Annotated in this window: 30 protein-coding genes; 13 read left to right on the forward strand and 17 right to left on the reverse strand. The window is 67.9% G+C overall.

Translation table 11 applies throughout. From position 1 onward, the window contains the following. The first annotated feature begins 75 nt into the window (after nt 1-75). The 3 genes from WOC76_RS02660 (at nt 76) to WOC76_RS02670 (ending at nt 2,139) form a co-directional block, all read left to right on the forward strand. Nucleotides 76-585 (forward strand): c-type cytochrome, methanol metabolism-related, encoded by a 510-nt coding sequence (locus WOC76_RS02660; protein WP_341104059.1) that lies wholly within the window; start codon nt 76-78, stop codon nt 583-585. Nucleotides 586-688: 103 nt separating this feature from the next. Beyond that, nucleotides 689-1,594, forward strand: a complete 906-nt coding sequence (locus WOC76_RS02665) for a substrate-binding domain-containing protein (RefSeq protein ID WP_445730663.1) — start codon at nt 689-691, stop codon at nt 1,592-1,594. Further along, nucleotides 1,594-2,139, forward strand: a complete 546-nt coding sequence (locus WOC76_RS02670) for a PQQ-dependent catabolism-associated CXXCW motif protein (protein ID WP_341389885.1) — start codon at nt 1,594-1,596, stop codon at nt 2,137-2,139. Before WOC76_RS02665 ends, WOC76_RS02670 begins: the two co-directional genes overlap by 1 nt. Before the next feature lie 18 nt (nt 2,140-2,157). Here WOC76_RS02670 and WOC76_RS02675 read toward each other — a convergent pair whose 3' ends face one another. Next, complete coding sequence (locus WOC76_RS02675; RefSeq protein ID WP_341431258.1) at nt 2,158-2,799, reverse strand: hypothetical protein; 642 nt, start codon at nt 2,797-2,799, stop codon at nt 2,158-2,160. Between WOC76_RS02675 and WOC76_RS02680 the strand changes: the two genes are divergently transcribed. After that, entirely contained in the window at nt 2,798-3,496 is a 699-nt protein-coding gene (locus WOC76_RS02680) for a HisA/HisF-related TIM barrel protein (protein WP_341104056.1), read from the forward strand. The genes WOC76_RS02675 and WOC76_RS02680 overlap by 2 nt on opposite strands. A 50-nt stretch (nt 3,497-3,546) precedes the next feature. On the opposite strand, the gene fae (WOC76_RS02685) is transcribed toward WOC76_RS02680, so the two are convergent. From fae (WOC76_RS02685) to mch, 5 genes are all read right to left on the reverse strand, one after another. Beyond that, complete coding sequence (gene fae / locus WOC76_RS02685) at nt 3,547-4,119, reverse strand: formaldehyde-activating enzyme (protein WP_341104055.1); 573 nt, start codon at nt 4,117-4,119, stop codon at nt 3,547-3,549. A gap of 173 nt (nt 4,120-4,292) precedes the next feature. Continuing rightward, on the reverse strand, nt 4,293-4,802 hold the full coding sequence (gene fae / locus WOC76_RS02690) for a formaldehyde-activating enzyme (RefSeq protein WP_341104053.1): 510 nt from the start codon (nt 4,800-4,802) through the stop codon (nt 4,293-4,295). A gap of 144 nt (nt 4,803-4,946) precedes the next feature. Then, entirely contained in the window at nt 4,947-5,801 is an 855-nt protein-coding gene (locus tag WOC76_RS02695) for a triphosphoribosyl-dephospho-CoA synthase (RefSeq protein WP_341108708.1), read from the reverse strand. 6 nt (nt 5,802-5,807) lie between these two features. Beyond that, on the reverse strand, nt 5,808-6,749 hold the full coding sequence (locus WOC76_RS02700; protein WP_341104052.1) for a RimK family alpha-L-glutamate ligase: 942 nt from the start codon (nt 6,747-6,749) through the stop codon (nt 5,808-5,810). A gap of 171 nt (nt 6,750-6,920) precedes the next feature. Next, nucleotides 6,921-7,898: a methenyltetrahydromethanopterin cyclohydrolase gene (gene mch, locus WOC76_RS02705; protein ID WP_341389564.1), complete on the reverse strand. Its 978-nt coding sequence runs from the start codon at nt 7,896-7,898 to the stop codon at nt 6,921-6,923. A gap of 222 nt (nt 7,899-8,120) precedes the next feature. On the opposite strand from mch, the gene WOC76_RS02710 reads away from it, so the two are divergent. The 3 genes from WOC76_RS02710 to WOC76_RS02720 all read left to right on the forward strand — a co-directional run bounded on the left by WOC76_RS02710 (nt 8,121) and on the right by WOC76_RS02720 (nt 11,276). After that, nucleotides 8,121-8,279: a hypothetical protein gene (locus WOC76_RS02710; protein ID WP_341104050.1), complete on the forward strand. Its 159-nt coding sequence runs from the start codon at nt 8,121-8,123 to the stop codon at nt 8,277-8,279. Between the two features lie 148 nt (nt 8,280-8,427). Continuing rightward, on the forward strand, nt 8,428-9,492 hold the full coding sequence (locus tag WOC76_RS02715; RefSeq protein ID WP_341104049.1) for a GlxA family transcriptional regulator: 1,065 nt from the start codon (nt 8,428-8,430) through the stop codon (nt 9,490-9,492). A 2-nt stretch (nt 9,493-9,494) separates the two neighbouring features. Beyond that, nucleotides 9,495-11,276, forward strand: a complete 1,782-nt coding sequence (locus WOC76_RS02720) for a hydrogenase maturation protein (RefSeq protein ID WP_341104048.1) — start codon at nt 9,495-9,497, stop codon at nt 11,274-11,276. Here WOC76_RS02720 and ygfZ read toward each other — a convergent pair whose 3' ends face one another. Beyond that, nucleotides 11,277-12,098 carry a CAF17-like 4Fe-4S cluster assembly/insertion protein YgfZ gene (ygfZ, locus tag WOC76_RS02725; protein WP_341104047.1) on the reverse strand — a complete coding sequence of 274 codons (822 nt, stop codon included), beginning with the start codon at nt 12,096-12,098 and terminating at the stop codon, nt 11,277-11,279. A 94-nt stretch (nt 12,099-12,192) separates the two neighbouring features. Between ygfZ and WOC76_RS02730 the strand changes: the two genes are divergently transcribed. Next, the gene (locus WOC76_RS02730; protein WP_341104046.1) at nt 12,193-13,518 is read left to right on the forward strand and encodes a dihydroorotase; all 1,326 of its coding nucleotides are present in this window, start codon (nt 12,193-12,195) and stop codon (nt 13,516-13,518) included. A 17-nt stretch (nt 13,519-13,535) separates the two neighbouring features. Here the strand turns inward: WOC76_RS02730 and WOC76_RS02735 are convergent, their stop codons facing one another. Then, complete coding sequence (locus WOC76_RS02735) at nt 13,536-13,874, reverse strand: hypothetical protein (protein WP_341104044.1); 339 nt, start codon at nt 13,872-13,874, stop codon at nt 13,536-13,538. A gap of 78 nt (nt 13,875-13,952) precedes the next feature. Further along, nucleotides 13,953-14,330 (reverse strand): hypothetical protein, encoded by a 378-nt coding sequence (locus tag WOC76_RS02740; RefSeq protein ID WP_341104043.1) that lies wholly within the window; start codon nt 14,328-14,330, stop codon nt 13,953-13,955. Between the two features lie 166 nt (nt 14,331-14,496). On the opposite strand from WOC76_RS02740, the gene WOC76_RS02745 reads away from it, so the two are divergent. Further along, entirely contained in the window at nt 14,497-14,721 is a 225-nt protein-coding gene (locus WOC76_RS02745) for a hypothetical protein (RefSeq protein WP_341104042.1), read from the forward strand. Here the strand turns inward: WOC76_RS02745 and WOC76_RS02750 are convergent. Beyond that, entirely contained in the window at nt 14,718-15,221 is a 504-nt protein-coding gene (locus WOC76_RS02750; protein WP_341389569.1) for a hypothetical protein, read from the reverse strand. The two genes, WOC76_RS02745 and WOC76_RS02750, sit on opposite strands and share 4 nt — an antisense overlap. Nucleotides 15,222-15,348: 127 nt before the next feature. Here WOC76_RS02750 and WOC76_RS02755 point away from each other — a divergent pair, with 127 nt between their 5' ends. From WOC76_RS02755 to WOC76_RS02765, 3 genes are all read left to right on the forward strand, one after another. Then, nucleotides 15,349-17,781, forward strand: a complete 2,433-nt coding sequence (locus tag WOC76_RS02755; RefSeq protein WP_341389571.1) for a TIGR02302 family protein — start codon at nt 15,349-15,351, stop codon at nt 17,779-17,781. Nucleotides 17,782-17,932: 151 nt separating this feature from the next. Further along, nucleotides 17,933-18,121 (forward strand): twin transmembrane helix small protein, encoded by a 189-nt coding sequence (locus tag WOC76_RS02760; RefSeq protein ID WP_341104038.1) that lies wholly within the window; start codon nt 17,933-17,935, stop codon nt 18,119-18,121. Nucleotides 18,122-18,125: 4 nt separating this feature from the next. Further along, entirely contained in the window at nt 18,126-18,710 is a 585-nt protein-coding gene (locus tag WOC76_RS02765) for a cob(I)yrinic acid a,c-diamide adenosyltransferase (protein ID WP_341104036.1), read from the forward strand. Nucleotides 18,711-18,720: 10 nt separating this feature from the next. On the opposite strand, the gene WOC76_RS02770 is transcribed toward WOC76_RS02765, so the two are convergent. The 7 genes from WOC76_RS02770 to WOC76_RS02800 all read right to left on the reverse strand — a co-directional run bounded on the left by WOC76_RS02770 (nt 18,721) and on the right by WOC76_RS02800 (nt 23,526). After that, on the reverse strand, nt 18,721-19,212 hold the full coding sequence (locus WOC76_RS02770; protein ID WP_341104034.1) for a TlpA family protein disulfide reductase: 492 nt from the start codon (nt 19,210-19,212) through the stop codon (nt 18,721-18,723). After that, nucleotides 19,209-20,519 (reverse strand): sialidase family protein, encoded by a 1,311-nt coding sequence (locus tag WOC76_RS02775; protein ID WP_341104032.1) that lies wholly within the window; start codon nt 20,517-20,519, stop codon nt 19,209-19,211. Before WOC76_RS02775 ends, WOC76_RS02770 begins: the two co-directional genes overlap by 4 nt. Nucleotides 20,520-20,545: 26 nt before the next feature. Then, entirely contained in the window at nt 20,546-21,031 is a 486-nt protein-coding gene (locus tag WOC76_RS02780; RefSeq protein ID WP_341431259.1) for an energy transducer TonB, read from the reverse strand. Nucleotides 21,032-21,092: 61 nt separating this feature from the next. Beyond that, complete coding sequence (locus WOC76_RS02785) at nt 21,093-21,806, reverse strand: energy transducer TonB (RefSeq protein ID WP_341104028.1); 714 nt, start codon at nt 21,804-21,806, stop codon at nt 21,093-21,095. Then, nucleotides 21,803-22,294, reverse strand: coding sequence for an ExbD/TolR family protein (locus WOC76_RS02790; protein WP_341431260.1), 492 nt, complete (start codon nt 22,292-22,294; stop codon nt 21,803-21,805). Before WOC76_RS02790 ends, WOC76_RS02785 begins: the two co-directional genes overlap by 4 nt. Beyond that, a complete protein-coding gene (locus tag WOC76_RS02795) occupies nt 22,295-22,942 on the reverse strand; it encodes a MotA/TolQ/ExbB proton channel family protein (protein ID WP_341104026.1) in 648 nt (215 codons plus the stop codon). 167 nt (nt 22,943-23,109) lie between these two features. Beyond that, the gene (locus WOC76_RS02800; protein ID WP_341104025.1) at nt 23,110-23,526 is read right to left on the reverse strand and encodes a DUF2946 family protein; all 417 of its coding nucleotides are present in this window, start codon (nt 23,524-23,526) and stop codon (nt 23,110-23,112) included. Nucleotides 23,527-23,714: 188 nt separating this feature from the next. Between WOC76_RS02800 and WOC76_RS02805 the strand changes: the two genes are divergently transcribed. Next, complete coding sequence (locus WOC76_RS02805) at nt 23,715-24,089, forward strand: hypothetical protein (RefSeq protein ID WP_341389575.1); 375 nt, start codon at nt 23,715-23,717, stop codon at nt 24,087-24,089. The last annotated feature ends 3 nt before the right edge of the window (nt 24,090-24,092 follow it).

Consider the following 24,092-nt stretch of genomic DNA (forward strand, 5'->3'; position numbering starts at 1 on the left):
CGGCGAACCCTCGACTTGAAGGGCGTCGCCGGGCGCTGTCTTTTAGAAGCTGAAAAAGAACACAGGGAGAGAGTGATGAGATCGTCGCTTTTCGGGGCGCTGGCCCTGGGCGTCATGAGTTTTGTGGGCACTTCCGCCCTGGCCGAGGCGCCCGGCGACCCCAAGGCCGTCAAATCGGTCGACGGCAAGTATTTCGACGCCAAGGGCGACCCCACCTATAATATCTCGGCCGACGGCGCGGTGGACTGGTACACCTTCTCCGGCTATCGCCGTTATCACGCCGAATGCCACGTCTGCCACGGCCCGAACGGCGGCGGCTCGACCTACGCTCCGGCGCTGAAGGAATCGGTCAAGCGCTTCAACTACGCCGAATTCGCCGGCATCGTCATCGGCGGCCGTCAGAACGGCAACAGCGTCATGCCGGCCTTCGCCGACAACAAGAACGCCGTCTGCTACATCGACGACCTTTATGTGTATCTGCGCGCGCTGTCGACCGGCGCCGTCCAGCCGGGCCGCCCGGAGAAGAAGGAGCCGGCTCCGGAAGCCTTCAAGAAGGCCGAAGCCGACTGCATGGCCGCCAAGTAACCGGCCGCCAAGTAACCGGCCGCCCAAGTATAAGCATCAACGGCAATCAGCCCGAGCGCCCACAAGGGGCGCTCTCATGGGGAAATGCAAAGAGGCCGATCGCATGATCGTCTCCCGGAAACATCGGCGCGGGCTTGCCGCGCTCTTGTCTTCAGTCGGCGCCGCCGCGATCCTTTTCGCGGCGGCGTCGGGCTTTGCGCAGCATATGGGCCCCGACGCCGGCGCAAAGGGCGCCGACAACTCCGGGGGTATCGAGCTCATCGACCCGAAAGTGCTGCGGGTGTGCGCCGACCCGAACAACCTGCCGTTCTCCAATGAAAAGGGCGAGGGTTTCGAGAACAAGATCGCCGAACTGCTGGCCCGCAAGCTCGGGAAGGATCTGGCTTACGCCTTTTATCCCGGGGCGACGGGCTTCGTGCGCAATACGCTCAATGCGCATCTCTGCGACGTGATCCTCGGCATCCCACAGGGCAATGATCTCGTCCAGCCGACGAACCCCTATTATCGCACTACCTATGTGATGGCGACGCGCGCGGGCTCCGACCTCGACGGCGTCCAGAACCTCGACGATCCGCGCCTGAAGGACAAGAAAGGCCGCATCGGCCTCATCGCCAATACGCCGCCCGGCAATATTCTGGCCAGGAACGGGATGATCGGCCTGGTGAAGCCCTATGCGTTGATGGTCGATACGCGGGTCGAATCCTCGACGGCGCAGATGACACAGGATCTCGAAAAGGGCGACATCGACATCGCTCTGCTCTGGGGCCCGATCGCGGGCTATTACGCCAAAAAGTCAGGCGGCAAGCTCATCGTGACGCCGATCCCGGAAACGCCCGGCGCGCGCATGGCGTTCCGCATCGCCTTCGGCGTGCGCCATTCCGACCAGAACTGGAAGCGCGAACTCAATACGCTGATCGCGCAGAACAAGGCCGAGATCGACAAGATTCTGGCCGATTATGGCGTGCCCGTGATCGACGAGGCCGGCCAGCCGGTCCGGCCGACGCCGTGATCCGCGCGCCGCTCGCGGCCGGCGCGCTGCTCCTCGCCGCGTCGGCGGAGGCGCAAACGGCGCGGCCGGCTGAGCCCGAAGGCTACCGGATGGAGGCCTATCGCGCGCCCGTGCCGGCGACGCTCACGGGCGCGACAGTCATCGACACGGCGAAAGCTTTCGATCTGTGGCGCGCCAGGACGGCGGCGTTCGTCGACGCCCTGCCGCGGGCGCCCAAGCCCGAAGGTCTTCCGAAAAACGTCGTCTGGCGCGAGCAGCCGCGATTCGATATTCCCGGAAGCATCTGGCTGCCGGACACGGGCTATGGCGCCCTCTCCGAGGCCACGGCGGCTTATCTCGAGAAAGGCCTCGCCAAGGCGAGCGGGGGCGACAAAGCGCGGCGGCTCGTGTTTTATTGCCTCGCGGATTGCTGGATGTCGTGGAACGCCGCCAGGCGCGCCCTGACGCTCGGCTACACTCGCGTCTTCTGGTACCCGGAAGGAACGGACGGCTGGGCGGCGGCGCAACATCCGCTCGAGGAGGCGCGCCCCGCGCCTCGGGACTGATTACGCCCGCGCCGCCGCTTACTCCATCGCCGTCATGATCGCGCGCGCCAACGCGCCGAATCGTTGCTCGATCAGCGCGGGACTCTCGCAGACATAGGTCGCCATCTTGCGCTGCTCCTCGAAGAGGCGCACCCGCCATTGCAGCGCCTCGGCGGCCTTTTTGATCGCCTCCGGCTCGGGCGGCTTGCGGTTCTGCAGATCGTAAAACGCCTGCGTCTCCTCGCGCGTCTTCTCGGCCATGTCCTTCAGGCGGCGGCCAAAGCGGTCGAGACCGTTCACCACCTCGCGCCGCTCGTCATTCATGCGTTCATAGAGCCCGGCGAAGAGAAGCGTGAGGCGCGCCTTGCGATCTCCGCCCGACGCTTTCGCAAAATCCGCGATGCTGTTCTCGGCGTCCTCCAACGGCGTGCGGCGCGGCGCGATACGCGCGACGAGATCGACGACGGCCGGGTCGTTGCGCCAGTCGTGACGCTCCTTGTCGAGCGACGGGCCAGTCCAGACGCCGCCGAGCGCAATCTCCGGCACGCGCACCTGCTTGCAGGGCCAGTCGGCCGGCGGCGTCTGTGCAGCCGTGGAGCCGACCCAAAGAGCCGCGGCGAGAAGGACAGAAAGGCGGGCGGCCATTTTTTTCGGCATGAGCATGGTTCTATAATGCCTCATGGAGATCGTCCCCGTCATCGATATTCGCAAAGGCGCCGCCGTGCGGGCGGTCGCTGGCCGTCGCGCCGATTATCGACCGCTCGCGACGCCGCTCTCGCCCACGAGCGACCCGCCGGATGTGGCGCGTGGCCTGATGGCGCTTCACCCCTTCGGCGCGCTTTATATCGCCGATCTGGATGCGATCGAGGGGCGAGGAAACAATCTTGCGGCAATCGCCGAGGTTGCGGAAACAATCGCGCCGGCGCGCGTATGGCTCGACGGCGGATTTCGCGAGGCAAGACAGTCGGGAGCGACCTTGCCCGCCAATGTCGATGTCGTGCTGGGAAGCGAGACGCTCGCACGCGTCGAGGACGCCGCTTTGCAAGAAGATCGGTCCCGTTTCATTCTGTCGCTCGACTTCACAGAGACGGGCTTCCTCGGCGACCCGCGCCTTCTCTCGGACGTTTCGCTCTGGCCCGAGCGCGTCGTTGTCATGACGCTGGCGCGCGTCGGCGTCGGCAAGGGGCCGGATCTGCCGCGACTGCGCGACATCGCCATGCGGGCGCAGGGGCGGCGCGTCTATGCCGCCGGCGGCGTGCGGAGCCTGGACGATCTGCGCGCCCTGGAGCAGGCGGGCGTGGCCGGCGCGCTCGTCGCGACGGCGCTGCACGACGGCCGGCTGAGCGCCGCGACCCTCGCGCGCATGGGCGCAAAATAAAAGGGGAGCCGCGCGGGCTCCCCTTTTGCCGTTTTCGAATTTTCGCCGGATCAGTTGGCGGCGAAAGGATGCTTGGCGGTGACGCGCTCCTGGACGACGCGCTGGGCCTTGGGGTCGCCCTTCATCGCGCGCGCGATGGCTTCCTTCGTGGCCTGATAGTTGAAGTCTTGAATCTTCTGATCGTCATTCGCGTCCCAATGGATGAAGACGCCGACGCAGATGAACAGGTCTTCGGCCTTCTCGAGCGGAATCACGCCCTCGGCGACCGAATCGGCGACGGCCTTGGCGACGCCATGCTGCGCCGGGCCGAACATCTGAACGGCCTGCTTGGCGTTCTTGATGGTCACCTTGTTGAACATCATGGTGTAGGGCTTGACGAGCAGGTTCGGCGCGATGACCGCGAGCAGCGTCGTGAAGCCGTCCTTATTGTTGACGAGACCGTTGGCGAAGGCCTTTTCCGCCGCCGACCCACGGGGACCCATGATCAGGTCGATGTGGGCGACCTCATTGCCGTCGCCGACGAGCGACTCGCCGACACCCGTCTTGGCGCTCGAGGAGCCGCCGAAACCGCTCGACGGCTTGGGAAACAGCGCGCCAAGAATCTTCTCGAAGAAAGAAGCCATTTTTTCCATCCCTCCCGGTGCTGTTCGCGTCCAGCGGCGTTTTTTGTCAGCGCACGCGCGGAGCCTCACCTGTTATGCGGACGCCCGAGTTTCAGCGAAGCGTCCTGTACGGCTGAACGGGGAGCCGGCGAGGGCTCCCCGATAGTGTCGAAACGAGGCGATTACGCCCGAAATCAGTTCGGAGCGAAGGGGTGCTTGGCTTCGTTGCGCTTGGCGACGACTTCGGAGGCCTTCGGCTCGCCGCGAACGGCGCGGGCGATGGCTTCCTTCGTGGCCTGATAGTTGTAGTCCTGGATCTTCTTGTCGTCGTTGGCGTCCCAGTGGATGAACACGCCGACCGAGATGAACAGGTCGTCGGCTTCCGAAACCGGGATCACGCCCTCGGCGACCGAATCCGCAACGGCCTTGGCGACGCCGTGCTGGGCCGGGCCGAACATCTGGACGGCCTGCTTGGCGCCCTTGATGGTGACCTTGTTGAAGAGGATCGTGTTCGGCTTGCAGAGCAGGTTCGGCGCAACGACCGCGAGCAGCGTCGTGAAGCCGTCCTTGTTGTTGACGAGCGCATTGGCGAAAGCCAGCTCGGCGGCCGAGCCGCGCGGACCCATGATGAGGTCGATGTGAGCGACTTCGTTGCCCTCGCCGACGAGCGACTCGCCGACCAGCATCTTGTTGATCAAAGCCATGTGCGTTTCCTTTCGAGTTCCCCCAAAGCGCCGCGCGCCACGCCGCCACGACGCTCCTATCCTTCGTTTTCGGCGTCGGGCTCCGTTGAAATTCGCCCGACCGGTTGGCCAGATAGCCGCGAGACTGCCCCGCGCGGCGCGGACTCAACCATTTTTGCGCGCGCTTGCCAAGATGGACCGGAGAGAATCTGCAAAAAGCACTGCGACGGTCAGGTCCGCGCTCGTGCCTGGATTGAAACGACTTTCCTTCAATTCGCGGTCGAAATCCAGGGCCAGTGCAAAGGCTTCTTCGGGCGCCGCCGCTTCGATGGCGCGCCGTCTGCGCGCCGCCTCCGCGCAGACGGCGCGGGCCGTCTGGTCCCCATATTTGCGCGCGATGTGGCTGTCTGGGAAGGCGGCGAGAAAGGCGAGATAAACTTCGAGCGTCGCGCGCGGCGCGTCGTGGCCGCGCGCGCGGGCGCGCTCGAGCGCGGCCAGGCCCAGGCCGAAAACATCGGCGAAGTCGTGGGCGTATTGATAGCCGATGCGGTCGCGCGGCGCGGCGGCGCGCATCGCTTCGAGCAAAGTGGTTTGCGCCGGGCCGGAAACGTCGTGCGCCTCCGCTTCGCCGAGCCCCGCCGGATTGGCGCGCAGGATGGCGTGAAACGCGGCTTGCGCGTCGGCGACGTCGAGCGCGGCCAGCACGCGGGCAGTCTCGCGCGCGAGATCGGCGCTCCTTGCGGTCAGCGCCGCTTCGGCGAGCGGCGCGCAGAGCAGCACGATGCCGAGATTGGTGTTCTGGCCGACGGCCGCCCAGGTCGCTTCGACCGCGCCCAGGATGCGCGCGCCGACGCTTGCGCCTATGGCGGCGATGTGCGGCGCGGCGGCGCGGGCGCTACGAATGAAATCCTCCGCCTCCATGCCATGGCCCGGCGCAAAATGATGGACATTGCCGGGCTTGGGCGCGGCGAGCTCCGCCTCGCAGGCGGCGATGAAGGCGTGCGCGACGGTTTGCTCCATCACGGCCTACCCTGTTCCTGCGGGGAGAGTGGACGGACGCGAGGCGCAACAGGACAACGCATCCGCGGCGAGCCGCTCGGCGATCGAAAAGGGCGTGATCCGTTGCAGCCCGCTCCAGCCGGGCATGCTGTTGACTTCGAGCGCCATGGGCCGCCCTTGCGCGTCGGCGATGAGATCGACGCCCGCGACGAAGGTTCCCATCGCCTGCGCGGCGGCGAGCGCCATCTCGCGCTCCGCCGGGGTCGGCGTGACGGCGACGGGCTTCGCGCCCTGCCGGACATTGGTGATCCAGTGGCTGGAGCGCCGTTTCATCGCGGCGACGATCTCGCCGCCCGAGACGAGAAGACGCATGTCCTCGTAAGGCGGCCGCGCCGGACCGACGAAGCGCTGGAGGTAGAAGACGCCGCGCGCCTCTTCGAGGGAGGGGATGTCGCCTTCCGTTTCGACGAGCCGCAGGCCCCAGCCCTGAGCGCCGAACAGCGGCTTCATCACCAGCGGGCCGCGCGCGCATTCGCGTCTTGCGATCGCGCGCGCCTGCGCCAGCGACTGGGTGGCGAAGGTCTCGGGCGCGGGGACGCCGGCCTTCGCGAGCAGGAAGCTCGCCATGCTCTTGTCGGTGCAGCGCTCGATGGCGCGCGCGCCATTGACGAGGGGGACGCCGAGCGCCTCCAGCGCATGCAGCACGCCGAGCCGCATGGTGATGGCTTCGAGCGAGCCGTCGCCGATGGCCCGCACCACGGCGAGGTCGGGCAGACCGTGGAAGCCGGGGATGGCGAGGGCGTGGGGGCGGGTCGTGTCGATGCGGCAGGCGGCGAGCCGCACGGCGACAGGGGCCGCGCCCAGCGCGCGAAAGGCCGAAAGCGTGTGCTCGACATGCCAGTCGAGCTTGTCGGTGAAAATGGCGACGCGCGGCTTTTCCCGCGCGGCGCCTCTCGCGCGCGTGGTCATGGCCGGGCTTGTCCCGGCGTTGCGCGCCGGAAGGGTCCGCGCCGCGCTCCCGCGAAAGTTTTCCGGGCGCCCGCGGCGGCGCGGCCTGTTGGAGACATCTCAATTCCAGATGGGCGCGAATATGGCCGGGACGCGCCCGGCCATGACGCTGAAGTGGAGGCGGCGCGCGCCTCAGCCTCCGAAGGACTTGTCGAGCAGCGCCTCGTCGATCCGGCCGGCGCGGAAGGTCTCGCCGGTCTCGACCGCGGTGACCAGCGCCTCGGCGGGCGAAAACAGGCTGCCGTCGATCTTGTAGAAGTCGCCCTTGTAGGCCTTGAAGATTTCCGCGAAAGGCTGGCCGTAGTCGCGAGAATTGCTGCTCGGCAGCTTTTCGGCGAGCTCCTTGGCCGCCGAGGCCGGACCTTTCACGAAGAGATGGGCGCGGCCGGCGTAGATGATGGCGTCATTGGTGCGGCCCATCGCCTGTACGAAATCGGGATGCGGGGGAGAGAGCGGCGCGGTCGCCACGCCGTCGACGATGTTCTCCAGCGGGAAGTGCAGCTCATGCGCCTTGTGCAGCGCGACTTCCAGCACCCGCCCGACGACCTGCACGCTGCCCGCGAGCGACTGCGTCGGCGCATAGACGAAGGCGACCTTGTCGGGCGAGACGTCGGATTTCGACGCCACCTTCTCGACGACTTCCCGCGGCGGCGGCGAGCCGGATTCGAGCACGATGGTCACGCGGTCGGCGCGGTCCTTGTAGGAGAGCTCCTCGAAGAGCTTCTCGACGCGCGCCTGGGCGCGGCCGGGGCCGGAGCCGAGCGCAAAGAACTTCTCGTGCTGGAGGCTCCAGCCGGCATATTGGCTGGCGAGGCAGGCGACGACCGGATCATTGCTCGAAACCGTCAGCCAGAACGGCCATTTCGAGGCGCCCGGCGCCGGCGACAGCGTGACCTTGCCGAGCCCGCCCATGCAGATTTCGGTGAGCAGCAGGCCGGCGTCGATCCCGCCCGCCGCCTTGGCGCCCGCGTCGATGAGCAACTCCCCGAGGCTGCCGTGCGAGACGGCGACGCGGTACCGCCCGGCGCCCGCGACCAGCCGGTCGACGATCTCGCCCGCGAGAGTGTTCACGCTGGCCGTCACGCGGCCTGAGTTTTCGCTTGCGCTCACTTGTGGTCCTTCCCTCGAAACGCCCGGTGGCTCTACCGGTCTTGTTTTCGCCACATTAACTTCTGGAGGCGTCAATCCGCCGGCGCGGGCGGAACTTATCGGGCTTCGCCGCGAAACGAAAGCGGCTCGTGGGGCGTTATAGACGGAGATTTGAGACCTCCGTCACACGGGTGTCAGATACGGGCTCTAGCGCCGCCGCGACCTGGATTTTTGGGGATGGTTATGGACGATCCTTTTGACCGCCGCGCTTCGGCCCCAGGGGCCAAGAGCCTCTCTTCGCGAGACGTCGTGATGGTTCTGGCCGCGGTCGCGGCGATCGTCTTCGCCAATGTCGGCGTCGTGCGGGCGCTCGACGTCGCGCTCGACGTCCTCCACCGGTAAGTCGGCGAAGACTGCCCCTATCTATCAGGCATAAAATACAAATTCTGACTGCGGCCGTAGTCGCGCGTAAAGAGACGCTCGATTTCTTGGCAGAAACCATCGTTTTTTTGTCATTGTGCGTATTTGTCGCAGGCGACAAGATGGGCGCATGTCTTTTGATAACATTCCATTCGACCGAAATCTGCTTTCCAGAGAGAGGCGCCCAGACAGCGCGAGGCGCGTTCGCAAGATCGGTTTCCTGATCTTCGCCGACTTCGAAATTCTTGATCTTTCCGGTCCTCTTGACGCTTTTTACTACGCCGACCGGGTTCTGTGCCTGAAGGGACGTGAAAGCGAACCGGGCTATGAGACGATCGTCATCGCCGCGGCGAAAGGCATGGTCGCCGCCAAATGCGGCCTCGAGGTCGCGGCGCCATGGGCGTGCGGCGACATTGTCGAGGGGCTGGATACGCTTGTCGTCGTCGGCGGCGAAGGCGCCATGGCGGCGAGCGCCGACGACGAACTGATCGACTGGATCAAGCGCATGGCGACGCGCACGCGGCGGCTGGCGTCGATCTGCACCGGCGCTTTCCTCCTCGCGAGCGCCGGACTTCTCGACCATCGCAAGGTCACGACCCACTGGCTGTATTGCGACGCGCTGGCGAGCGCCTATCCCAAGCTCCGCGTCGAGCCCAACCGCATCTTCGTGCGCGACGGCGGCGTCTACACCTCGGGGGGCATCACGGCGGGGATCGATCTGGCGCTGACGCTGATCGAGGAAGACCTCGGGCGCGAGATTCCCCGTCAGGTGGCGGGCCTGATGGTGGTGTTCCTGCGCCGCCCCGGCGGACAGGCGCAATTCAGTCCCTTTCTGGAAGACGCGAACGCCGGCGGGCGGGACATCGCAGAGCTCAAGGCCTGGGTCGTCGCCAACTGTCACCTCGATCTCACCGTCGAGCGGCTGGCCGACCACGCGGCGATGAGCCCGCGCAATTTCGCGCGCCGCTTTCTCGCCGAGACGGGAATGACGCCGGCGCGCTTCGTCGAGCGCGCGCGGGTCGAAGCAGCGCGCTGCCGGCTCGAACAGTCGAACCTCCCCTTGAGCGCCATTGCGCAGGCCTGCGGTTTCGCCACACCGGAACGCCTGCGGCGGGCCTTCAAGCGCCACCTGGACGTGGGGCCGCTCGAATATCGCGATCGCTTTCAATCAAGTTTCATCGAGCCATGGGGGTAGCCATGCGTATTTTATTTTTGACTTCGGCGCACAACAGCCTGAGCCAGCGCCTGCTGATCGATCTGACCGACCGGGGGCACGCCATTTCGGTCGCCCTTGCGGAGAGCGAGGCGGCCATGCTCGACGCGGCCAAGCGGGAAACTCCCGATCTGATCGTCGCGCCCATGCTCAAGGCGGCCGTGCCGGAGGCGATCTGGCGGCGCCGCGTCTGTCTGATCGTGCATCCGGGGATCGTGGGCGACCGCGGGCCGTCCTCGCTCGACTGGGCGATCATGGAAGGGGAAAAACGCTGGGGCGTCACCGTGCTGCAGGCGGTCGCCGAAATGGACGCGGGGCCGATCTGGGCGACTCGCGAATTTCCCCTCCCGCCGGTCGCCGACGCCAAGGGCAGCCTTTACCGCAACGCCGTGACGGAAGCCGCCGCGGCCGCCGTGCTGGAGGCGGTCGAGAAATTTCGCTCCGGCGCGTTCCGGCCCGAGCCTCTCGATTATTCCCGGCCCGAGACGCGCGGGCGCCTGCGGCCGACCATGACTCAGAAGGACCGCGCAATCGACTGGTCGCGCGACCGCACGGATACGGTCCTGCGCAAAATCCGTGCGGCGGACAGCGCTCCAGGCGTGCTGGACGAACTCTTCGGCCTGCCGGTCTTTCTTTACGGCGTGCATGGCGAAGACCGGCTGAAAGGGGCGCCGGGCGAGGTCGTCGCCAGGCGCGACGGCGCCATCTGCCGGGCGACGGTCGACGGCGCCGTCTGGATCAGCCATCTGAAACTCAAGAGCGGCGCGCCCGAGACCGATTGCCGCTTCTTCACGCCGGCGCATGGCTGCGCCTTTTGCGCGGAGGCGTTCTGCCCGGTTTCGGGCGTCAAGCTGCCGGCGACGCAGATTCTCGGGCCGCTTCTCTCTGGCGTCCCGGAGTCGGTGCTTCCGGTCGTGGATGCGAGCGAGCACAGGAGCTATCGGGAAATTCGCTACGTCGAGCGCGACGACGTCGGCCACATCCATTTCGACTTCTACAATGGCGCGATGTGCACGCAGCAATGCTACCGGCTGCGCGACACTTTTCTCTTCGCGCGCAGCCGGCCGACGCGGGCGATCGTCCTGCATGGCGGCAAGGATTTCTTCTCCAACGGCATCCATCTCAATGTCATCGAGGCGGCCGCCGATCCGGCGCTCGAATCCTGGCGCAACATCAACGCCATCGACGATCTCCTGCATGAAATTCTCAACACCATGTCCCATGTCGTCGTCGCCGCGATCTGCGGCAACGCCGGCGCCGGCGGGGCGATCCTGGCGCTGGCGGCGGATCGCGTCGTGGCGCGTGAGGGCGTCGTGCTCAATCCCCATTATCGCAGCATGGGCGGGCTCTACGGCTCGGAATACTGGACCTATGTCCTGCCGCAGCGGGTCGGCGCGGCCCGCGCGCGGGAGCTGACCGAAGCGTGCCGGCCGATGGGCGCGCGCGAAGCCCTTTCGATCGGCTTCGTGGACGAGGTCGTGGCGGGCGACCCCGACGGGTTCCAGCGCGAGGCGACGGCGCGGGCGGTCGACATCGCGCGGCGGCCCGATTTCTGGACTCTCTTACGCGACAAGCATGAAAGGCGCGTGCGCGACGAGCGCGCGAAACCGCTCGCCGCCTATCGGGCCGAGGAGCTCGCGCGCATGAAGGCGAATTTCTTCGGGCCGGACCCGGCCTATCACCGGGCGCGCGAGACATTCGTCTTCAAGGGACGTCCGCCGGCGAGACCCCAGCCCGCGCCGCGTCCCGCGGTCGCCACGGTCTAGCTAGGGCGGGGTGAAATCGAGGGCGACGCCGCCGGCCATGGGCGCGTCGCCTTTCTCCTTCGCGTCGGCGAGGCGGTCGAGGCGGATGAGGGCGAGGCCCGCGCCGCCAATGGCCGAGCCGGTGACCCCGATGTCGAGATCGCCGGCGCGGATCGCTTCTCCGGGCGCCGGCGCGGGGCCGGCGGCGCGGTAGGGGACGACGCGCTTTCGCACCTGAGCGCGGTGCTTCATGCGTGACACCACCTCCTGGCCGACATAGCAGCCCTTGGTGAAATCGAGGCCCGCGAAGAGATCCATGTCGGCCTCGTGCGGAAACGCGTCGCCGTAGGAGAAGTCGACGCCGCCCTCGGGCGCGCCGGCCTCGATGCGGCGGGCCTCGTATTCCGCGCGGGCGCCGGATGCGGCGATTTTCCCCTTTTCGGCGATCGCCCGCCAGCCGAGCGCCGCCGCGCGCGGATCGGGCGCGAGCGCCAGCGCCTCGATCGGCGGACGCGCCGTCGCAACGGGAAAGGCGATCGAGTCGAGGCTGTCGCTTCGATCGGCGAGCGCCACTTTGGCGCGCAGCTTGTACATGTTCAGCCGTTTCAGGAGATCGGCCGCAAGCGAGAGCGGACAGTCGAGCAGAAAGCGGTCCCCGCCGAGCGAGAAAACGAGAAAATCGCAAATGATCTTACCCTGCGGGGTAAGCAGGGCGGCGAAGCGCGCCTCGCCGGGCGCGAGCCCCGTGACGTCGTTCGTCACGAGATTGTGGAGGAACTTGGCCGCGTCCTCGCCCGAGACCTCGATCACGCCGCGGTCCGCCAGCACTATCGCCGTCGTCATGTCTTTCTTTTCCCAGGAACGCGCGCCGCGCATGCTTGGCGCGCCGCCGACTTGTGCTTATCTAGATCGAATTCCGAAAAGCGAGGCGCCATTCATGCCGCAAAGTTTCGATGTCATCCTCTCCGGCGGCGTGCTCGTCAACCAGGACGGGGAAGGGCGGCGCGACCTGGGCGTGCGCGACGGCAAGATCGCCGAGATCGGCGACCTCTCCCGCGCGTCGGCGGGTGAGACGATCGATTGCACGGGCCTGCACATTCTGCCCGGCGTCGTCGACACGCAGGTGCATTTTCGCGAGCCGGGACTTTCTCACAAGGAAGATCTCGAATCGGGCTCGCGCAGCGCGGTCATGGGCGGCGTGACGGCGGTTTTCGAAATGCCGAACACCAATCCGCTCACGGCCGGCGCGGCCGAGCTCGCCGACAAGGTGGCGCGCGGGACCAGCCGGATGCATTGCGACTTCGCCTTCTGGGTCGGCGGCACGCATGAGAACGCCAAGGATCTCGCCGAGCTGGAGCGCCTGCCGGGGGCCGTCGGCATCAAGGTCTTCATGGGCTCCTCGACCGGCTCGCTGCTCATCGCCGACGACGCGGGCGTCGCAGAGGTGCTGTCCCATACGAGACGGCGCGCCGCCTTCCACAGCGAGGACGAGGCGCGGCTCAACGAACGCAAGAGCCTGCGCGTCGAGGGCGATCCGTCGAGCCATCCGGTGTGGCGCGACGTCGAGACTGCGCTGCGCTCGACGCGGCGCCTGCTCGCCATCGCGCGGGAAAAGCGCGCGCTCATCCATGTGCTGCATGTGACGACCGCCGAGGAGATCGAGCTGCTCGCCGCGCACAAGGATCTGGCGAGCGTCGAAGTCACCCCCAATCACCTGGTGCTCGACGCCGAGGCTTATAAGCGCATGGGGACGCTGGCGCAGATGAACCCGCCGGTTCGCGAGGCGCGCCATCGCGACGCGCTGTGGGAGGGCCTGCGGCAGGGCGTCGTCGACGTGATCGGCTCCGACCACGCGCCCCATACGCTGGAGGAGAAGGCGCAGCCCTATCCCAAAAGCCCCTCCGGCATGACGGGCGTGCAGACCCTCGTGCCGCTGCTGCTCGACGCGGTGAACGCCGGCAAGCTGACGCTCGCCCGTTTCGTCGATCTGACCAGCGCCGGCCCCTTGCGCCTCTTCGGCATGGCCGGCAAGGGCCGCGTCGCGAAAGGCTATGACGCCGACCTAACCATCGTCGATCTGAAGCGCCGGCAGACCATCCGCAACGACTGGATCGCCTCGCGCGTCGGCTGGACCCCCTTCGACGGCATGGAGGTCACGGGCTGGCCAGTGGGAACCTTCGTGCGCGGCGCCAAGGTGATGTGGGAGGGCGAGCTCGTCACGCCCGCGACCGGCCGCCCGGTGCGCTTCCAGGCGGCGCTGTGATCTCTCGCGGAAGCTGATTACTCGGAACAGCGCGCGCGGGCGCCGGTTCTCAGTTCCGTCAGCTCGGCGGTGATGCGCAGGCCGTTGTTCACCTTGAGGGCGACGATGGGATTGGCGAAGCCGAAACGATAGTCGCGCTTCATGGGATAGGAGCGGCCGTCGTTCGCCACATAGAAGCAAAAGGAGCTGTATTCGGGATTGGCCAGGCGCGAAATGGAGCAGTGGATCTCGTAAGCGAGCGGCGCGCAGTGGAGCGCGACATCCTTGTTGGGGACGTTCCAGTTGGGAGAGGCGACCGACCCGGCCAATGCGGGAGACGCCGCCAGCGGCGCCAAGAACACCCAGCGAAGCGTCATCTTTTGTCCTTCGTCTGCGGCCGCTGACTGCGGCCGCAGATCTATCGCGAGCCCTGGAGGCTAATCTATGTCAGGCGGTCAGCAGCTGCAGCCATAGCCATAGGAGGGATAGGCCGCGCCATAATAGCCAGGATAGCCGCCGCCATAGCCCCAATAACCATAGCCGGGATAGGTCGCCGCGCCGGCGATCGTGCCGAGCGCCAGACCGCCGAGCAGGCCGGCCGTCGCCGCGCCGCCATAGCCCCAGCCGCCGCCATAGCCCCAGCGGCCGCCATAGCCCCAGCGGCCATAGCCCCAGCCCGGGCGCCATCCGCCGGCCCAGCCATAATGACCCCAGCCAGGACCCCAACCGCGGCCGTAGCGCACCCAGGCGTCGGCAGGCGTCGAAACGGTCATCGTGCCGGCAAGCATGGCGGCCGCCACGGCGGCCGTGAGCATTTTGCGCATATTCGTCATTGCGATCTCCTGGGTCCCTGTCCGCCAAAGCCCCATCGCCACCCCCTGCAACGCGAGGCCGGTTTGCTTGTTCCTTTCGTTTTTGCGGCAGGCAGGCGCTGCGGGCCGCAGTCGCCAGCGGGCGCAATCGCCCTAGATGAGGCAGTCTTCCGGAAGGAGAGAGGTCATGAGCACTCCCAACGACGCGCCGCGCAACGAGGGCGAAGGCAATCGGACCGCCGCGAAGCAATACAACGAGGCGCAGCGCAAATTCGTCGAGAGCGGCAAGGTCGAGCGCGCCGCGAAGGACGCCGAACACGCGCTCGAAACGGAAGAAGCCGAGGCCCTGAAGCGCGCCGAGGAGGAAGGTCGCTCCCACGCAAAGCCCCACGAGCAGCCGCGCGAGATTTAATCCTCGCTCCAGAAGTAATGCCACACGCCATCCGACGCGACGCCGATGCGCGTCGCGCGGGGCCGTTTTTCCGCATTGCTGCGCGCGAGATCGCGAAACCGCACGCAGGCCCAGCGGGCGCGCGCCTCCTCTTGCGTCGCCGCCGGCGCGGACCTTCGGGCGAAAGCGGGCCATTCGTAGAGCGTCACCGGGCCGCGCGTGACCTTCACATAGGGCTCAGCGAGAATGGCGCGGGCGATGTCGACCGTCTCCCGCCCGACCCCGTCGAAGGACAGTGTCTTCAGAATCGCGATCGGGTCGGTTCCGGCCGGAAAGGCGCCGCTCCTGGCGAAGAGCGGGCGCACCTCGTTCCAGTCGATGGGGATGCGCAGCGCCTCGACGTCGTTCTTCTCCAGCGCCGCGAGAATCTTGTCGCGGATCGCCCGCACCGGGGCGGGGAGCGCGGCGGCGTCGGTCGAGGGTTCGGAGACGATGTCGGGCAAAGGGCGGGAGCGCGTCATGCCGTATTTAAGCCCGCCGCTCCGCAAAAGGCGAATGGCCACGATTTGGCGCTTCGCACGCGTCCTTTCCCCTGTATAATCAGATGAAACCGTACCTGACGGAAATTTCCGTCTCGCCGGAGCGCGAATGGACGATTCCCCCGATAAGAAGTCGCGGCCGCCAAGGAGCGCGCTGGATCTGGCGCTGCGCCGCTCGGCGCTGGCGATCCTCGGCGAGCGGTTGCTCAGGCTCGCCGCGGCGCTAGCGACGCTCGCCCTGTTTTTCCTGACCCTCTCCTGGCTCGGCCTGTGGCGGGCGGCTCCCCTCGAAGCGCGCATGGCGGGGGTGACGCTCTTTGGATTCGCCGCCCTGTTCCTCGTCGCGCGCGAGATCGGGCGCGGCTGGCCGCGCCGCCGCGCGGCGGCTGCCCGGCTCGACGACGCGGCGGCGGGCCCGCTCAAACCCGCCGCCTCGCTCGACGACACGCTCGCGGCCGGCGCGGCCGATCCGGCGACGGCGGCGCTCTGGGCCCTGCATCGCAGGCGGCTGGAGGCGGCTCTCACCGAAACGCCGGTTCTCGCCCCGCGCCCGCGCCTGCCCGAGCGCGATCCTTACGCGCTGCGCGCCTTTGCCCTGGTCGCGGCGGTCGCCGCGGCCTTCGTCGCCGCCGACGAGAAGGGCGCACGGCTTGCCGCCGCCTTCGACTGGCGGGCGGCGCATCGGCTGGCGCCGTCGCAGCGCGTCGACGCCTGGTTCGAGCCGCCGGCCTATACGGGGCGCCCGCCGATCGTGCTGGCGCAGGAGAGCGGCGCCGTCACGGCGCCCGTGAATTCCCTGCTGCGCCTGAGGCCCGCGGACGCCGCCGTTTCGGTCGATGGCGCGCTCGCGGCGTCGGAAGAGCAGGGCGCGGGGGAGCGCGCCTACAGGCTCGAGGGCGCGGCGCGCCTCGATCTCCCCGACGGCCGCCGTTTCGACGTCGAGCCCATTCCCGACCTTCCGCCGCGGATCGCGCTGGACGGAGAGCCGCGCAACAATGCGCGCGGCACCATGACGCTCGCCTATCGGCTCGACGACGATTACGGCGTCGTAAGCGCCGAGGCGATCTTCAGCCGCAGGAGCGCGGCCCGCGCGCTCTACGAGCCGCCGCGCCTGCCGCTCGATCTGCCGGCGGGCGCCGGCGGCCTCGGCGACGGCCGCGCCACGCTCGATCTCGCCGACAGCCCCTATGCCGGCGCGGCGGTCGCGATGCGGCTCGTTGCGAAGGACGCGGCGGGCGCCGAGGGCGTCGCGGACCCCGTGGAAATCGTTCTGCCGCAGCGGCGCTTCGTCAAGCCGCTCGCGCGCGCGCTCGTCGAGCAGCGGCGCATTCTCGCGCTCGATCCGGAGGCGCGCGCCAATGTGCGCGCCGCGCTGGAGGCGCTGTCCCTCGCGCCGGAAGCGTTCGAGACGCCGGCCGGCGTTCATCTCGGCCTGCGCGCGGCGCGTCGCAGCCTCGAAGGGCGGCGCACCGACGACGAGCTGCGCGGCGTCGCCGACATGCTCTGGGCCATGGCGCTGGAGATCGAGGACGGCGGCGCGTCCGACGCCGAGCGCGAATTGCGCGCGGCCGAGCAGGCGCTCCGCGAGGCCATGGCGCGCGGCGACGGCGAGGCGGAGATCGCCAAGCGCACGCAGGAGTTGCGCGCGGCGCTCGAGAAGTTTCTCGAGCAGGTCGGCGCGCGGCCCCAGCCGGGCCAGTCGCAGGAGGCCTCGGACGATCCCGACAGCGTCACGGCCGACGATCTGCAATCCATGCTCGACGAGATCGAACAGGCGGCGAAATCCGGCGACATGGCGCAGGCGCAAAAGCTCCTCGACGATTTGCAGGACATCATGGAGAACGCCCAGACCGGCGAGGCGAGCGAGGCGGCGAGCGCCGCCCGCAAGGCGCGCCGGCGCGAGATGCAGCGCGCGCTCGGCGAACTCGACCAGCTCTCACGCGAGGAGCAGCAGCTGCGCGACGAGACCTTCCAGGGGCTCAAGACCCCGCTCGAGGACGAGCGCGCGCCGCTCGCCGGGGAACAGAAACAGGGCGCCGCCGGGGCGCAGGCCGAACGCCGCCGCCAGGAAGCCTTGCGCCAGAAGCTCGAACGCGAGCAGGATGCGCTCAAGGACGAGGCCGGCGAGGCGGGGGAAGATCTCGACGAGGCCCGCAAGGCGATGAAACAGGCCGAGCAGGCGCTCGGTCCCGGCGGCGAGGGACGCGGCAAGGCGGTCGAGGCGCAGGGCCGCGCCGTCGAGGCGCTGCGCAAGGGGGCCGGCAAGCTCGCCCAGCAGATGCAGGGCGGGCAGGACGGCGAGACCGGCGAAGACGGGCAGCAGGGACAGGGCAAGGGTCGCCGCGCCCGCCATGGCAAGGGCCGCGATCCGCTCGGCCGCTCCTCCGGAGGGCAGGCGAGCACGCGGGCGAAATATGACCCGCTCGGATTGCCGCCCGCCCAGCGCGCCCACCGCGTGCAGGAGGAGCTGCGCCGCCGTCTCGGCCAGCCCGAGCGCCCGGCGGAGGAGCTCGACTATCTGCAAAGGCTGCTGACGCGATAAAGCGCCTTGCTCTCGCGCGGGCGCTTCTCTACTTGCCTGAGAAGGACCCGCGCGGCGAAGGGCGCGTCTTCCGGCGCCGGCGGCCTGGGCGCGAAGCAGGCAAACAACAATGGGGAGCCCGGCGCCGCAAGCGGCTCGTCAAGGGGGCGCAATGTCCAATCTTTTGGTGTTCATCGCCGCGGCGGCTGTGTTTCTCGTGCTGCTCGCGGGCTTCTTCAACATGTTTCGCGGCGGCGAGGGCGCGCCGCAACGTTCGCAGACGCTCATGCGCTGGCGCGTCGGCCTGCAATTTCTGGCGCTCGCCATCGCGCTGACGGTGCTTTACTTCCGGGGACATTGACGACGTGGTCAAGCTCGACAGAATTTACACCCGTGGCGGCGACAAGGGTGCGACCTCACTCGCGACCGGCGCGCGCCGGCGCAAGGACGACATTCGCGTCGAGGCCTATGGCGCGATCGACGAGACCAACGCCGCGATCGGCGTCGCGCGCCTCGCGATCGAACCGCGCGACGCCCCGCTCGACCAGATGCTCGAGCGCATCCAGAACGATCTCTTCGATCTCGGCGCCGAACTCGCGACGCCCAACGATCCGGAAAAGCCGCTCGACCCCGCCATGCGGCTTGCGATCCTGCCCACCCAGGTGGAGCGTCTGGAAAAGGAGATCGACGCGCTCAACGGCGATCTCGCGCCGCTGCGCTCTTTCGTGCTGCCCGGCGGCACGGCGGCCGCCGCGCATCTGCACATGGCGCGCACCATCTGCCGCCGCGCCGAGCGCGTGATGGTGACTCTGATGGAGACGGAGGGCGAGGATCTGTCGCCGACCGCGCTGGCCTATGTGAACCGCCTCTCGGATTTCCTCTTCGTCGCCTCGCGCTTCGTGAACCGAGAGACGGGCGACGTTTTGTGGAAGCCCGGCGCGACGCGGTGAGGAAAGCGCGCTATCTGGCGCGCTTCTCCAGCCAGCTGACGACGAGCGGGTCGTCGACGGCGCCGGTCACCGCCGTCACCTTGCCGTCGGGGGAGACGAGCGCGGTGAAGGGCAGTTCGCCGCGCCAGGACGAATCCGCTTCGAAATAGAGCTTCTCCACGAAATCGTCGGAGAAACCGTAATGCGTCGCCTTGCCGAGCCCGGCCTTCTCCAGCCGGGCTTCGGCGCGGGCGCGGTCCTCCTCGCCGTCCGTATTCACGAAGAGGATGTCGACGCCCTTCTGCGCCTCGAGCATTCTGGCCCATTGCGGCAGTTCGGCGAGGCAGGGCGGGCAGGTCACCGACCAGAAATGGATGATGAGCGGCCGGCCCGCATGGGCCTTCGCGATTTGCGCAAAGGCGCCGCGGCCATAGGGCCTGAAGTCGAGCGCCGACGCCCCCGGCGCGCCGAGCGCAAGAAGCGCCGTCACGGCGAGCGCCAATCCGTGGATGACTCGCCTCATTTCGCGGCGCTCTTTTCGTCGCGCGGGAGCGGCAGCAGACGATAGCCCTCCTTGTGCGTGACCCAGGAGAGATAGGCGGTCTTTTTGTCGGCGACGAGCTCGGGATGATCCGAGGCGTCGGCGGTCTCGGCAATGACTTTTGGCGCGCTCCAGCTCTTGCCGCCGTCGCGCGACATCTGCATCGCGATGGTCGTCGCGGTTCCGTCGAACTCCTTCCAGACGCGATAGAGGCGGCCCTTGACGGCGATGGCGACGGGATGGCCCGGCGCCTTGGCGTCGTCGCCGAATTTCTCGGGCGCCGAGAAGCTTTTGCCGCCGTCGGCGCTTTGCGCGTAGAAGAGGCCCTGGCGCTTCTTGCCCTTGGTGAACCAGACGGCGTGCCAGACGCCATTGGCGTCGATGGCGAGGCCGGGTCCGTGATGCGGGCAGGAATTGATCGCCCAATCGTCGTCGGAAACGCGCCCGCCCGACAGAGTCTTACCGTCGGCGGAGAGTTTCGCGGCGTAATGATCGCGGACATTGCCCTCGAACACCTGCCGCCACATGAACACCGGCAGGCCGTCGCGATCGAGCGCCGAGGACATGCGGCAGCATTCGCAGGCGTGATCGAGCAGGATCTTCTTGCCCTCGAAAGTCTGGCCCTGGTCATCCGACCAGCCGAAGGCGACGCCGCTGCCTTCGAATTCCTTGCCCTCGGCCTTGGCCTTGAGGAGATTGGTCTTGTCCAGCCAGCCCGCATAAATGCGGCCCTTCGGCGTCACGACGAAGGTCTCGAAGCGCTGGCCGCCTTCGGTCAGCATCGGCTGCGGCGCGGAGAAGCTCTTGCCGCCGTCTGTCGAGCGCGCCGTGAAGATCGTGCCGATCATCTGCTTGTCGGGCCGTGTCGTGTAACTTGCGAGCAGCGACCCGTCCGCGAGCGGGACGATCTTGGGGCGCGCGTCGCCATGCGAGTCGACGACGCCGTCGCCGATCGTCGCGACGGTCGCCGGCGCCGAAAAGCTCTTGCCGCCGTCGGTGGAGCTCGCGACATAGACCGATTTGCCGACCGCGAAGGCGACCCAGAGCGTCCCCTTCTTGTCGAAGGCGGGATTGGCGGTCATGGCGCAGGCCGGTTTCGGCTCGCTGCAGGCGGGCGCGGCGTGATGGCTCATCGGCGCCGCGGCGGGCGCGGATTTGGCGTCGGCCGCGGGAGCCGGGGCGGCGCCGGACGCGGCGGCGGGTTCTTCGGCAAGCGCGAGGCCCGTGGCGCCGATCGCAGCCGCGCCGGCGAGAAGGAGGCGGGCGAGAAGGAGGCGGGAAAGAAACACTGGCGTTCTCCCTTGAGATTCTTTTTTCAGCGGAATTTGAAAGTCTGGCCCACATCCATCGAGCCGCCGGGAGGCGGCGGGGTCACGACCTGGGATAGAATTTTCTTCACGATCTCGGCATGGGCGGGGCTCGAGGTCCGGTCGATCGTCACCTTGGTGACCCTGCCGGCAGGCCCCACGATGAAGCTCGCCGCCACTTCGCCCGGACCGGCGGCGTTGTCCTCCGGCGTATGCCGGGCGATCTCGGCATAGAGCAGGCTGAGATATTTGCTCTCCGACATGCCGCCCGGCGCCGCCTGCGGCTGCGGTGGCTGCGCGGGCTTTTGCGCCGCAGACGGCGCGGGAGCGGGGGGCTGGGCCGAGGTGGGGGCCGGGGCTGCGGCGGGCGCCGAGGCTGCGGCGGGTTTGGGCGCGGTCGCGGGTGGCGCCGGTTTTTGTGGCTCGGCGCGCGCCACGCCGCCAAAGGCGAGCGCGCACAAAAGCGCGACGCGCCAGCGGGTGATGGCGTTCATGGGTTCTGCTTTCCGTCGAAAAGAACGACGGCGGGCTCATCGAGGCCCGCCGCCGAAACGTCTAGTGAAAGGCGAAAGCCTGGCTCACGAAAGCCGAGCCGCAGTTTCCGGGCCCGCGCGACGAGGAGACGATCCGCCGCGCCAGCGCCGCATGGGCCGGCGTCGAGCCGGAGGCCGAGACCCCCGAAATGCCGCCGCCCGCATTGACCTGGAAGGTCACATGGGCGGTGCCGGGGCCGAGGCTCGTCGAGCCCGGCGTGTGCTGCCGCAGCGAGGCCGCCACATGGGCGAGGCAGGACGCCTGGGAGGCCCCCGAGCCGCCGCCGGCGTCGGGCGCGCCGGCGCGGCGCCGCGCCTGCGCCTCGCGCCGCTGTTCGGCGCGCTCGACCTGTTTCTGCTCTTCCTGCTTGCGCTCGGTCTTTTCGACGTCCTCTTTCTTCATGGCGAGCGGAATGGCGTCAGGGGCCATCACCACCGGCGGCGGCAGTGCGAGTTCTGGCTGCTCGACCGCGACAGGGGGCGGCGTGTCCTCGGCGGCGCTCACCTCTTCCTGCTCGATGAAGTCGCCTTCCTGCACCAGGTCCATTGTGAGGGAGTCGAGCGAGATCGACTTCGGCGCGGGCGCGAAGAGGAAGGCGGCGAAGACGGCGAGATGGACCGCGACGATCGCGGTGGTGGCGACGGGGCGCAGCCAGGGCGGGTTGACCGGCGGAGGACCCGCCGGCTCCTGATCCCGCTTGCCGGCAAGCCCGGGCGACAGAGCGAAATCGGTCATTTCGCCGCTCCTCCCGCAGGGGCAGGGGCCGCAGCCGGCGCGGCGGATTTGACGGACGGGCCGGTCTTGCTGCGCGAGTTGGTCATGATCGCGATATGGGTGATGCCATTGGTCGCGAGCTTGTCCATGACCGCGACGACTTCGCCATAGACCGCCTCGGTGTCGCCGCGCACATGCACGACGCGCGTGTGGTCGTCGCCCATCATGGCGCGGATGCCGTCGATCAGCGCGTCCTCGGAGACCGGATCGGCGCCGAGCGAGACCTTGCCGTCCTTGCCGACGGTGACGACGATCGGGTCCTTCTGATTGATCGGCTGCGCCGCGCTGGCTTGCGGCAGATTGACCTTCACGCCCTTGGCGAGCAGCGGCGCCGTCACCATGAAGATGATGAGTAGCACCAGCATCACGTCGACGAGCGGCGTGACGTTGATGTCGGCGAGCGGCTGATAGAGGTCGTTATTGTTCTTGAAGCGCGTGGGGAGGCCCATTTATGCGGCCTCCTTCTGCGAGCGGGCGCGATTGGCCGCGCCGATGCTCGTCATGCGCAGCGCCTCGTCCTCGATGTAATGGGCGACCTGCTGGCCGGCGCGGGCGAAGGAGGCGCCGATGCGGTTGTAGCCGACCGAGGCCGGAATGGCGGCGGCGAGGCCATAGGCCGTGGCGGCAAGCGCCTCCGCGATGCCGGGCGCGACCACCGCGAGGCTCGTGTCCTGCGACTGGGCGATGCCCGCGAAGCTCGTCATGATGCCCCACACCGTTCCGAAGAGGCCGACGAAGGGCGCGACGGAAGAGATCACGGCGAGATTGGGCAGGCCGCCTTCCGCCTTGGTGAGAAACTCGCGCGCCGCGCGGCTCATGTTTTCGGCGACGCGTTCGCGCTTGTCGCCCACGGTCTCGTCGGGAATGTCGAGGGCGAAAGCCTCGCGGCCCGCCTCGGCGACCGGCTCGAGCACGCCGATCGGCCGGCCGGCGCGCGCCTCACGCGCCGCCTTTCCGATGCGCAGGACGGCGGTGGTGGCCTCGACGATCAGCACCCAGGTCCAGATCGAGGCGAGCAGCAGCGACGCCATGACGACCTTGCCGACAGGGCCGGCGTTGAGAAACATGGCGAGCGGGGAAAGCGACGTATGATCCATGGAACTTACTCGTTCTTCTATCGAGACGCGCGCGCTAGGATGCGACAGCAGGCGTCTTCCTTTGATTTTCAGTATGAACGGGACGCGAAAGGCGTCTCTGACCGGCATTGTAACCGTATGCGCCCGCTGGGCCAGCACAACAGCGCGCCGATCGGAAGGCTTCCAAATTAGACGGGCGGCGCGCGCGCGCCGTGGGCGGCGTGAAAGGCGACGCTTTCCGGCTCATGCGCCGTCGCCGCGAGAAGGCAGAAACGAATCGGCGCGCGAAGAGGCGCCGCCGGCGTCGCGAGCCGTGGCGGCAGAACGGCCGCCGCCGAATGCGCGGCAAGGCAACAGGGGCAATGATGCTTCGCCGGACCCTGCTCCTGCGTCGTTTTCTCGGCGCCCGAATCCGCGCGTTGCGTCATGTGCCGCTTGAAGCAGGCGAAAAGTCCGGCGCTCGCGGAGCTGTTGTTTTTCAGGACGATGTCTGTTGCGTCGGCCGCCGCCGCCCCGGACGCCGACACGCTGAACATCAGCGCAAAGGCCGCGATGATCGCGATCACGGCGCGGACGCTCCGGCTGATGTGGCGCAACTGTGACATAAAAGTCTCTTAAGTGATTTTTTCATTTTTGACAACGCGGGGCGGCTTGTAACGACTGTAACCTTACGCGAGGTTGACGCTGTGCGTAACCGTAATCCTGTATTAGTCATTCGATGATCCAGGACCACAGTTACCATGCCCGCCGTTACGTGTGTGGCTTATGCTTGGATCTGAATTGAGCGCGTCTCATGCGGAGAAGATTGCTCGCATCGCTGATTGTCTGCGTCGCCTTGCTGACGCAGCTCGGCGCGTCCTTCTGGGGCGCGGCGGCGGCGCGCGACGATCATGTCTTCTGCAATCGGCAAATCGTGGCCGTGCAGACGCAAGATGCGGCGACCTTTCCAGTCGAAAACGCCCCCGCCGGCGCGCCGCTCGCGCATGATCACGGCTCCTGCTCGCTCTGCCAGCTGAGCTTCAGCATCATCGGGGCCGAGCCGCCGCATTTCTCCGCCCAGGCGATCCGTTTCCACTGGCGCGTCGCCTTCGTCGAGCGGGATGTTCCCGAGCCGCGCTTCCTCTTCAATCTGAACGCGCCCGCGCGCGCGCCCCCTTCCACGGTCTGACTC

This window comes from Methylocystis sp. IM3 (assembly GCF_038070105.1).
Classification (GTDB): domain Bacteria; phylum Pseudomonadota; class Alphaproteobacteria; order Rhizobiales; family Beijerinckiaceae; genus Methylocystis.

Coding starts and splice junctions, on each gene's coding strand:
- WOC76_RS02660 (WP_341104059.1), top strand. CDS start 76: ATGAGATCGTCGCTTTTCGGGGCGCTGGCCCTGGGCGTCATGAGTTTT.
- WOC76_RS02665 (WP_445730663.1), top strand. CDS start 689: ATGATCGTCTCCCGGAAACATCGGCGCGGGCTTGCCGCGCTCTTGTCT.
- WOC76_RS02680 (WP_341104056.1), top strand. CDS start 2,798: ATGGAGATCGTCCCCGTCATCGATATTCGCAAAGGCGCCGCCGTGCGG.
- WOC76_RS02675 (WP_341431258.1), bottom strand. CDS start 2,799: ATGAGGCATTATAGAACCATGCTCATGCCGAAAAAAATGGCCGCCCGC.
- fae (WP_341104055.1), bottom strand. CDS start 4,119: ATGGCTTCTTTCTTCGAGAAGATTCTTGGCGCGCTGTTTCCCAAGCCG.
- fae (WP_341104053.1), bottom strand. CDS start 4,802: ATGGCTTTGATCAACAAGATGCTGGTCGGCGAGTCGCTCGTCGGCGAG.
- WOC76_RS02695 (WP_341108708.1), bottom strand. CDS start 5,801: ATGGAGCAAACCGTCGCGCACGCCTTCATCGCCGCCTGCGAGGCGGAG.
- WOC76_RS02700 (WP_341104052.1), bottom strand. CDS start 6,749: ATGACCACGCGCGCGAGAGGCGCCGCGCGGGAAAAGCCGCGCGTCGCC.
- WOC76_RS02710 (WP_341104050.1), top strand. CDS start 8,121: ATGGACGATCCTTTTGACCGCCGCGCTTCGGCCCCAGGGGCCAAGAGC.
- WOC76_RS02715 (WP_341104049.1), top strand. CDS start 8,428: ATGTCTTTTGATAACATTCCATTCGACCGAAATCTGCTTTCCAGAGAG.
- WOC76_RS02720 (WP_341104048.1), top strand. CDS start 9,495: ATGCGTATTTTATTTTTGACTTCGGCGCACAACAGCCTGAGCCAGCGC.
- ygfZ (WP_341104047.1), bottom strand. CDS start 12,098: ATGACGACGGCGATAGTGCTGGCGGACCGCGGCGTGATCGAGGTCTCG.
- WOC76_RS02730 (WP_341104046.1), top strand. CDS start 12,193: ATGCCGCAAAGTTTCGATGTCATCCTCTCCGGCGGCGTGCTCGTCAAC.
- WOC76_RS02735 (WP_341104044.1), bottom strand. CDS start 13,874: ATGACGCTTCGCTGGGTGTTCTTGGCGCCGCTGGCGGCGTCTCCCGCA.
- WOC76_RS02740 (WP_341104043.1), bottom strand. CDS start 14,330: ATGACGAATATGCGCAAAATGCTCACGGCCGCCGTGGCGGCCGCCATG.
- WOC76_RS02745 (WP_341104042.1), top strand. CDS start 14,497: ATGAGCACTCCCAACGACGCGCCGCGCAACGAGGGCGAAGGCAATCGG.
- WOC76_RS02750 (WP_341389569.1), bottom strand. CDS start 15,221: ATGACGCGCTCCCGCCCTTTGCCCGACATCGTCTCCGAACCCTCGACC.
- WOC76_RS02755 (WP_341389571.1), top strand. CDS start 15,349: ATGGACGATTCCCCCGATAAGAAGTCGCGGCCGCCAAGGAGCGCGCTG.
- WOC76_RS02760 (WP_341104038.1), top strand. CDS start 17,933: ATGTCCAATCTTTTGGTGTTCATCGCCGCGGCGGCTGTGTTTCTCGTG.
- WOC76_RS02770 (WP_341104034.1), bottom strand. CDS start 19,212: ATGAGGCGAGTCATCCACGGATTGGCGCTCGCCGTGACGGCGCTTCTT.
- WOC76_RS02780 (WP_341431259.1), bottom strand. CDS start 21,031: ATGAACGCCATCACCCGCTGGCGCGTCGCGCTTTTGTGCGCGCTCGCC.
- WOC76_RS02785 (WP_341104028.1), bottom strand. CDS start 21,806: ATGACCGATTTCGCTCTGTCGCCCGGGCTTGCCGGCAAGCGGGATCAG.
- WOC76_RS02790 (WP_341431260.1), bottom strand. CDS start 22,294: ATGGGCCTCCCCACGCGCTTCAAGAACAATAACGACCTCTATCAGCCG.
- WOC76_RS02795 (WP_341104026.1), bottom strand. CDS start 22,942: ATGGATCATACGTCGCTTTCCCCGCTCGCCATGTTTCTCAACGCCGGC.
- WOC76_RS02800 (WP_341104025.1), bottom strand. CDS start 23,526: ATGTCACAGTTGCGCCACATCAGCCGGAGCGTCCGCGCCGTGATCGCG.
- WOC76_RS02805 (WP_341389575.1), top strand. CDS start 23,715: ATGCGGAGAAGATTGCTCGCATCGCTGATTGTCTGCGTCGCCTTGCTG.